The 8,578-nt window shown below is 54.1% G+C and carries 7 protein-coding genes and 1 pseudogene; all 8 read right to left on the bottom strand.

The window, feature by feature from the left end:
• A pseudogene (locus tag ACHZB8_RS12725) lies at window positions 1–262 on the bottom strand (MCD, Malonyl-CoA decarboxylase MCD); the annotation flags it as partial.
• Between the two features lie 329 nt (window positions 263–591).
• Window positions 592–1,800: an acetate/propionate family kinase gene (locus ACHZB8_RS12720; RefSeq protein ID WP_316860850.1), complete on the bottom strand. Its 1,209-nt coding sequence runs from the start codon at window positions 1,798–1,800 to the stop codon at window positions 592–594.
• A 48-nt stretch (window positions 1,801–1,848) separates the two neighbouring features.
• On the bottom strand, window positions 1,849–2,103 hold the full coding sequence (locus tag ACHZB8_RS12715) for a phosphate acyltransferase (protein ID WP_316860848.1): 255 nt from the start codon (window positions 2,101–2,103) through the stop codon (window positions 1,849–1,851).
• 2 nt (window positions 2,104–2,105) lie between these two features.
• Window positions 2,106–3,263 (bottom strand): bifunctional enoyl-CoA hydratase/phosphate acetyltransferase, encoded by a 1,158-nt coding sequence (locus ACHZB8_RS12710; protein WP_316860847.1) that lies wholly within the window; start codon window positions 3,261–3,263, stop codon window positions 2,106–2,108.
• 497 nt (window positions 3,264–3,760) lie between these two features.
• Window positions 3,761–4,138, bottom strand: coding sequence for a BA14K family protein (locus tag ACHZB8_RS12705; protein ID WP_316860846.1), 378 nt, complete (start codon window positions 4,136–4,138; stop codon window positions 3,761–3,763).
• A 256-nt stretch (window positions 4,139–4,394) separates the two neighbouring features.
• Window positions 4,395–5,780 carry a DUF3754 domain-containing protein gene (locus ACHZB8_RS12700; RefSeq protein ID WP_316860845.1) on the bottom strand — a complete coding sequence of 462 codons (1,386 nt, stop codon included), beginning with the start codon at window positions 5,778–5,780 and terminating at the stop codon, window positions 4,395–4,397.
• 368 nt (window positions 5,781–6,148) lie between these two features.
• Window positions 6,149–7,192: a LacI family DNA-binding transcriptional regulator gene (locus tag ACHZB8_RS12695; protein ID WP_316860844.1), complete on the bottom strand. Its 1,044-nt coding sequence runs from the start codon at window positions 7,190–7,192 to the stop codon at window positions 6,149–6,151.
• Between the two features lie 78 nt (window positions 7,193–7,270).
• Window positions 7,271–8,455, bottom strand: a complete 1,185-nt coding sequence (locus ACHZB8_RS12690) for a glycoside hydrolase family 88 protein (RefSeq protein ID WP_316860842.1) — start codon at window positions 8,453–8,455, stop codon at window positions 7,271–7,273.
• Between the last annotated feature and the right edge of the window lie 123 nt (window positions 8,456–8,578).

Below are 8,578 nucleotides of genomic sequence, written 5' to 3'. Positions count from 1 at the left end.
CCTTTTCAACCGCATCATGATTAACATCGAACTGCTCGGAAATCGCGACGAAGAAGTCGTGTTTTTCCTCCTTGGATAGTGTCTCGTAGATATCCAGGATTTTGACGGCGTTTTTCAGACCCGAGGCTTCCCCCTTGTCCCCGACCAGGTCCTTGCAAAGAGAAATGAGCCCTTCATAAGTCATTGCATTTTTGGCAGACAGGAACGGTCCTGCATTTGCTATGCGTTGCAGCATGTCGCCAAGAAAGCTTTTTGCAGCCATGTTAACTCCCCAATGGTATTCATTTCAAATTGATCAAGACGGGCACTTGAGAAACAAGTGGCGGGTTTGCACCCGCACGTTAGGACGCATGAAGGCAAGTGAACAAGTTATCTCTTTGTTTCACTGAGCGAGACAAACGCCCCAACCGTTGATATGGGGATCCGATCTGCGGCTTGACAGACCCCGACAGGGCTTTTCACAGCCGAGCGGGCTTCATGGCCCGAAGCGAGCAGAACGGCTGGCCCTTGCGGCAACGCAAATCCCTGATAACAAAAAACCGGCTCCTGAAAACAGCAGCCGGTTCAAAATTGCTGGATTGACCAGAAAAATCATGCGTTGAGCAGACGCACCGAATGCTGGGCAATCATGAATTCTTCATCGGTCGGAATGACAAGCACCGGAATGGAGCTTTCGGTCGAGATCTTTTCTTCACCACGGGTGTTGTTCTTGCCTTCGTCAAGCTCGATGCCCATCCATTTCAGCTCGGCACAGACCTTGTCGCGGATGATCGGACCGTTTTCGCCAATCCCGGCAGTAAAGACCAGAGCATCAAGACCACGGAGCGAAACTGCGAAGGTCGCAATCTGTTTGGCAACGCGGTTGCAGAAAATATCGAGTGCCAGTTTTGCACCCGGCTCTTCATTTTCCTCGATGTCGCGCATGTCGTTGGAAATGGCCGAAATGCCCAACAGGCCGCATTTGTAATAAAGCAGCTTTTCGAGATCATCGGCATTCATGTCATATTCGCGGATCAGATAGATCAGAACGCCGGGATCCATGCTGCCGGGACGCGTGCCCATAGGAATACCGTCAAGGGCAGAGAAGCCCATGGAGGTGTCAACGCTTTTGCCATCGAGCAGTGCCGAGATGCTGGCACCGCTGCCAAGATGGGCAACAACAACCCGACCCTTTGCGAGATCCGGTTTGTTTTCGCGCAGATTGTGGGCGATATATTCGTAGGACAGGCCGTGGAAACCATAACGGCGCACGCCCGCATCGGTATATTCCTTTGGAATGGCAAAGGTGTTGTTGACCGCCGGAATGGTGCGATGGAAAGCGGTATCGAAACAGGCGACCTGTGGCAGCTCGGGACGGCTCGTCGCCAGGGTCTTGATCGCAGCCACATTCTGCGGCTGATGCAGCGGAGCCAGATGCTCAAGGTTGGACAGCTGCTCGATGATATCGCCTTCAACGATCACCGGCTTGTCGAAATTTTCCCCACCATGGACAACACGATGGCCCGCACCGATCAGGGGCAGATCTTCAGGCAGTTTGCTCTCGATCCATTCGAGCAGATGCGGCAGAATGGCCGGAACGGTGCCCTGATCAAGATGCTTCCAGGATTCATCGGCCATCAGTTCCTTTTGCGCGGTCTTCACCTTGAGCTTGGCCGCAGTGCCAATCCCGTCAAGCTGCCCACCGAAAAGCGGTGTGCTCTCTCCGGTATCGCCGCCAACTTTGAAGATCGTGAATTTCACGCTGGAAGAGCCGCTGTTGAGAACCAGCAAGGCCCCTTTTTTCTTTTTACTTTCCGTCATTGTGTCAGTTCTTTCCATTAGACTGAGTGGCTGAATAAGCCGATTTCTTTATTTGTTGTTTGCCAAAAGCACAGCCAGCGCACAGGAGGCCAAGCGAGCAGGCAGGCTGTCTGCCCTGCTGGTGAGGATAACCGGCACAGCCGCCCCCAGAACGATGCCCGCAGCGTCCGCATGCGCCAAAAAGGATAGCTGTTTGACCAGCATGTTCGCTGAAGCCAGATCGGGAGCCAGCAGGATATCGGGATCTCCGGCCACCTCCGACTTGATGCCCTTGGTGACTGCCGCTTCCCTTGGATATCGCATTGTCAAAGGCCAGCGGACCGTCGAGAATCGCGCCCCTTGATCTGATCGCGATCCGCCATCTTGCAAAGAATGGCGGCATCAACCGTGGAGGCGATCTTCAGGTTGACCTGTTCCACGGCAGAGAGAATGGCAACCTTCGGAGTTTCCACTCCCAATACGTTCGCAAGCCCGACAGCGTTGTTGATAATGTGGGCCTTGTCGTCGGCTGAGGGCGTGATATTGACCACCGCATCGGTGATCAGGAGAGGTTTGGGATAGGTCGGAACGGACATCACGAATACATGGCTGATCCGGTTCTTGGTGCGCAATCCGATATCGCGCTTGACCACGGCCCCCATCAATTCATCGGTATGCAGCGACCCTTTCATCACGGCTCCGACCTCGCCCTTCTTGGCCAGAGCAACACCCTTGGCTGCCGCGTCCTTCTCATGCATCGCATCGACAAGGCGGAACGGGGATATGTCGAGCCCATGTTCCTCGGCCAGTGCCCTGATACGTTCTTCAGGCCCGACCAGAACCGGATCGATCAACCCGAGCCTTGCGCCATCGCAAGCCCCTTGCAGGGACGTGCTGTCACAAGGAAACACAATCGCTGTTGGCAGAGGGGCCAAACTGGCACACTTGGCCGTCAGCATATCCAGCTGGTCGTGCGCTATGAACTGCAACTCGGGCAACACGTGACCTTCCTGGTCACGATGCTGGCTGGGCGGGACAACAACAGCGGTTCCCTTGACCAGCACTTTGTCTTTCTGATCGCACAGGCAACAATCGAGCGTAACGAGCTTTTGCCCGTTACCCGTGATTTTCTTTTTCTCCACCGTGATGGTGGCGGTCACCATGGCCCCAAGAGGAATGGGCGCTTTGAATTTCAGACTTTGCTTGTGATAGACCGTGCCGGGGCCGGGCAGTTGCGTACCCAACAGACCCGAGAACAGGGAACCGGCCCACATTCCATGGCCGACCGGCTGGGAAAAGATGGCATTGTCCACCCCTTCGGGAAAATGAAGCGGATCAACATTGCCGGACATTGTGGCAAACAGATTGACGTCCGTCAGGGTCAACGGTCGGGTGATGCTGGCCGACTGGCCGATTTCCAGCTCGTCATAAGTCAAACTGGTGAGTTTGGCGAGCGGCTGGGTCAAAGGGGAATGGGCGGTCATGGCGTTTTCGTCAAGCTGGGGAAAATAAACTTTCGTATATCACTCGCGCTTAACGCAAGTCTAGGCCAAGACCTATTCATATAGCGCAGACCTGTTGGTAAGGTTATCATTTCGGCGTGGCGCCATCAAAATTGGAAGAATTCTAATAGTTCCAATAAATTGTTGCTTTCACACAAGCCGGACAGAGCGCATAGCTCACATGCAATAATGCAGTATCGCCAGACGGTTCAACAGCCCGGTCCATATGATAAAATACGTATTCTTGCTTAGGTCTAAAGTCTTCCCAAAGAAAGCCAGTCACCACGCTTTGTCATTTGACAAGCCCGGATCCCTCACAGCCTTCTCCTTGCCCATGTCCCCTGTCAAGCAGGCTTACAAGAGACGTTGACAGAAAAAGCCACCATTGTCCGAAGATCATCTCAGTGGCTTTTGCTTTCGTCAAACAGGCTGCGGGCAAAGACAGGGCGCCTTTTCAGCCGCGCGTCTTTCACCGAGGACTAATAGCGGCAGTAACGACGTGGTCCGTTGTATGGCTGGAAGGTGCAGTCATAGGCACGGAAGCTTCTGTAGCGCTGGGAGCAGGCCCGAACATTGCACCAGTTTGGTGCCTGCGGATAAGCCCTTTTCTGCGCTGCGCTGGCCGCAATTGCGCCAGCAGCCAGGCCAATAATCGCACCGGCGGCAAGACCGACGCCAACATTCGAGTTTGAACGCGGTTTTGGCGGGCGACGTGGATAGTAGCGTGGACGAGGCTGCGCACTCGCTTTGGAAACCCCATACAACCCGGAAGCGACACCGAACCCACTCATTGGCAGGCCAGTAACCCCCAAACCCAATGCGATCGCAACCACGATCATTGTACGTTTGATATTCATTGTCATTTCCCCAATGCTAAATAGGTCGTCACACCCGAACTTTGTGAAATCCAAGGACAAACCATTTCAAATTGTTTCTGATGCCTCTGAATTATCACGCTTTTTATATCAGACTATTGAGGCGATTTTAAGCCGACCAATATACTGATACCTTTTTTGCCAGAACAAAGAAGCGACCCAGGCACCTGTCGCTGTGCATTTGCCAGACAGAGCCGACACCTTCGGAGCAAAGCTTCCCGAAAAGCATGCCAGAAACTCATGCGTCGATGCTTGCCAGCGTTTCCTGAGGTGTCTCGCTGATCGCGGAAATCAGATCAAGCAACTTTTTTTTTAGAATTTCCCTGAGCTCTTCCGGGTCCAGCGCCGTGAATAGTCCGGCTTGGTCCTCGCGGACAATGCCATCCCGCTTAAGTCGGTCTACCGCATCTTCAAGATCGTAATTGACGTCAACGGAAAATTCGTTTGCGATGAAATCCTCGATGATGCGATCCAGCCGACCATGCTCCTTCAGATCCTCACGATGTGAGGGATGGCGCAGCAAAAAGAAATAGAGAAGAATATCTTCCTTGAAATCCTCTTCTTCTGCCCTGTCGGACAGCAGCATCAGGGCCCCACGGTTGTTTGCAAGAGCATGAAAAAACAGACGCTGTGCAAGCTGCATCATATATTTGGTGCGCGTATTGAACACCTTCATGACCTGTCGTGAGATCAATCCGATAACCCCGGTTATCGTCGCGGCCAGCGTAATCGGGTTGGCTGCGGCAATCGCGGCCATCAATTTGCTCGCAGCGCTGCCGACTCCCGCCACAGTGCCGCCACCTGCGGTCACGCCGAGCTTGATCTTGTCAAACAGCTTCAGGCGCACCTCGGTATTGGGGAACATCATTTCGAGATCTTCCTGCGGAATATTCTTGAAGAGGCGCAAATGCACAAAGTTGCTGTCTTTGGGCAGATTCTTGCGCTTGTGTCGCAAAATCCTCTTGGCGCGCGCTTTGCCGACATGCTTCTCCTGCATGATTTCCTGAAGCCGGGTTTCTTCGCTTTTCATGTTGAGCAGGAGGAAGATCCGCCGATAAACAGGCACTTCAAACCGCTCTTTCACCAGATAGAGCTTGTTGGGCGTCCGCTTTTCAATGATCGTGGTTTCATGGCCGCGCGAGTAAAGCAGCAACTCGTCAAATTCGGACAGATCCACATTGAGTTCCAGCCCGTGGGCGGAATTGGCCTGAAGCAGGGTTTCGAGCTTGTCCTCATCGATTTTGACATAATTTGCCCGTTCGAGCAGATGACAGATATGGTCGATGAGTTGATCCTTCATCTCTGACAGTTGCTCGTCGGAGTAGGGAAGCATGCGCAAGGTGTCACGGTCCGGGCTGAAAGGAAGATAAAGCCCCCGCACCTTTTCAAGCTGCTGCTGATAACAATAGTGCCGCCACAAGGCCATCAGCGGGAAAAGATCGGCACAAGACGCCATGTCCCGATCGGCCTGTTTGTCGGCAGCGTTTGTTTTTTCTTCATACCGCTTCAGATGTTCAACCAGTGCAAAGCGTGTGACGGGAATGAAACGCTCCTGATGGAACTCTTCATCCTTGTGACCTATAAGCTCGGTTTCCCCGTTGCTCCGGTTTTCTTCCATGAGCATTCCGACCTCCAAAAAACTCTGATAAAAATCTCAAGTGGCACCCTGATCCTCTGATGTTGAACCGTCAGAAAGCAAATGCCCGGTCTTGCCTATCAATAATTTGAAACTTCAACATGGTAATAACAGCGAACCCAATTTCGCTTTCGTGCCCATTCACAATAGAATAAAGCCGGTCGATTTTGAAATACAACAATAGGAACTTTTAATATTTGCCGCCCTTTTGTTTGCAGCAAGATGTCAAGGCCAGACGGGCTCCGGAGAAAGTGCAATTTCTGTTTCGGCCAAACGCCCCCCCTCTGAGACGCCTCCGTGTCAACGGATGAAGACCATCTGCATATTTGCTCAAAGTTCAGTCCGCGCGAGTCTGGTCATTCCGCAGGCGCGAGAGTCCTGGTCGACTCGCGTTCGATATAGCGCACACCAAGGCTGAGGCGGCGGACGCATTGTCGTTCGCTTCGCGCGATGTCGAGAAGCATCTGGACAGCATGGAAGGCCATTTCCCGCCCGTCGATTGCCATGGTGCTGATCGGCGGTGAGGCGTGCGCTCCAACGGCCAGCCCATCAAAGCCGATGACAGATATATCCTGAGGAACCTTGAGGCCGACATTCTCGATGGCCCTGAGGACACCCAGCGCCACCATGTCGTTGGCGCAGAAGAAAGCGGTGGGAAGCGGTGATCGTTTGCGCAGAAACGCCGCGACCTTGTCGTGACAGGACAGACTGAGCATGTCGGGGTCACCCACATCGAAAATATTCTGCTCAAAGGAAAAGGGGATGCCTGCTCCTTCCATCGCCTCGCGGAAACCCATGAGACGCCGCATCAGGGATTCCCTGTGAGGATGAGTGATATGAACGATTTCGCGATGCCCCAGTTCCAGAAGGCGTCGGGTCACATCGCGACCGCCGAAGTAATTGTCGGGGGAGACGCTGGACAGCTCCATGCGACTGTCCATGCCATTGACCAGCACCGCCGGGCAGCCGATCGAGCGCACCGCATTGACCACTGCCGGACCGTCGAGCCCGACAAGGAAAATGCCATCCGACGGGGTCTTGAGAAGATGGCGAAAATCGGCCTGTTCAAGATCTTGCGACGAGACAATGGACAGGTTGATTTCGATATTTTCGCTGCGAGAGAATTCGAGGACGGATTCGATGATCTGTCCGTAGAAGGCGTCATTGGTCACATATTTGTCGAGGGTGGCAATGACGGCACGTTGCAGGTGGCTGTTTGCGGCCGCCCTGCCACTGATGCCGGCATAGCCCATTTCCTCGGCTATCTTGGTGACCAGCGCCCGGTTGGCGGCGCTGACGCCTTCACGATTGTTGAACACCTTGGAAACGGCCGCGATGGACAGGCCCGCAGCGGCCGCAACATCCTTGAGTGTTGGCGCTCCTTCGCTTCTTCTGTCCATCCGGTTTGTCCTCTATATATGTGATTTGCGAAAATACGCGAAATTTTCGCTATCCGTTATAGGAAGACATAACTGAAATTACCAGAAGAATCTCTCGTGCCCCTGTGCCCGCATCAGGGCTTCCATGAAATAATAGTCCCCATAGGGCAACATGGCATCGCAGCGACCTGCGGGAACATGGGCGGCACCATGGGCCAATAAACCCTGTGCTTGCGGGTCACGCGTGAGGTCGCACTGCTCGACCAGACCATTCAACAGCCGAATGGCAAGGGCGCGCCAGCGCTGGGCCTCTTGAGGGTCAATATCCTGACGGGACAGCAACAAGAGACCGGACGCCATGACCGCCGCTGCGGAACTGTCGATATAGGGTTCGGACGAGTCGGGAAGGTTGAAATCCCACACAGGAACGATGGCGTCACCGATCATGGCTTCTGCCTTGGCGCAGAGACGTCGGGCGACATCCAGATGGGCGCGATTGCCTCCATTCACATAACATTGGGTAAAGCCGTGCATCAGCCAGGCCTGCCCGCGCGCCCAACAGGACTGATCCGCGAACCCCTGATGGGTTTCGCCGCGCAAGGGTTCTCCGGTCGAGGGATCAAACAGATAGGTGTGGAAAGAGGTGTCATCGGCGCGAACCAGCGTACTGGCGCTGGTCGCTGCGTGGGCTTCGGCCACTTCCTCATATTCGCCAATACCGGTTTCCCGCGTTGCCCAGTAGAGAAGGCCAAGATTCTGCATGGTGTCAGCGATAATGCGGCCATTGGCAAAGGCGGCCTTGGCGCGATCATGGGGTCCGGTTGGCGACCAGGCCTGAATATAGTTTCCTTCCGGGCGAAACCGGTTGAGCAGTGCAAAAGCAGCCTTCAGCCCCATTTCGCGCGCCTCCCTGTCGCCGGTCAATTGCCAGTCGGCAACCGAGTGCAACGAGAACTGGAAACCCAGATCGTGGTCCCGATACCGGTAATGCTCCAGAATCTTCCGGAAGTCCGGGCGTCTGGCTTGCACGGCATTGCGGAAAGCGACATCGCCGGTCAGTTGATAGGCCAGCCAATATTGTCCCGAAAGGAAGCTCATCACCCAGTCGGGTCCATCGCAATAAATCCAGCGATTACCCGTTGTCCCGATCTTGGGATTGCGCAAGCCATGGATCGGCATCTGCTCACGCAGACGGGCCACGCAGCGCAAAAGCACTTGTTCGAGCCTTTCCTCTCTCGGCACATGTTGTTCCTGTGCGAAATACGAATCCGCAACATCATTCATCGTAAGAACCTCCAGATTTATTTGATCGCCATTTTCGTAAAAAAAGAAAATTTCGTCAATAGATAAATTTTTAGTTGACGTTTCGATCTGGATAAGCGTAGGCTACGGGGCATCTGCCAGGGC

The sequence above is a fragment of the uncultured Cohaesibacter sp. genome, from assembly GCF_963556055.3.
Classification (GTDB): domain Bacteria; phylum Pseudomonadota; class Alphaproteobacteria; order Rhizobiales; family Cohaesibacteraceae; genus Cohaesibacter.
This window is presented reverse-complemented; position numbering and strand designations above follow the sequence as displayed.

Bases quoted from the DNA above. Each gene is read 5' to 3' on its own strand.
- ACHZB8_RS12715 (WP_316860848.1), bottom strand. From the start codon at position 2,103: ATGCGATATCCAAGGGAAGCGGCAGTCACCAAGGGCATCAAGTCGGAG.
- ACHZB8_RS12705 (WP_316860846.1), bottom strand. From the start codon at position 4,138: ATGAATATCAAACGTACAATGATCGTGGTTGCGATCGCATTGGGTTTG.
- ACHZB8_RS12700 (WP_316860845.1), bottom strand. From the start codon at position 5,780: ATGCTCATGGAAGAAAACCGGAGCAACGGGGAAACCGAGCTTATAGGT.
- ACHZB8_RS12710 (WP_316860847.1), bottom strand. From the start codon at position 3,263: ATGACCGCCCATTCCCCTTTGACCCAGCCGCTCGCCAAACTCACCAGT.
- ACHZB8_RS12695 (WP_316860844.1), bottom strand. From the start codon at position 7,192: ATGGACAGAAGAAGCGAAGGAGCGCCAACACTCAAGGATGTTGCGGCC.
- ACHZB8_RS12720 (WP_316860850.1), bottom strand. From the start codon at position 1,800: ATGACGGAAAGTAAAAAGAAAAAAGGGGCCTTGCTGGTTCTCAACAGC.
- ACHZB8_RS12690 (WP_316860842.1), bottom strand. From the start codon at position 8,455: ATGAATGATGTTGCGGATTCGTATTTCGCACAGGAACAACATGTGCCG.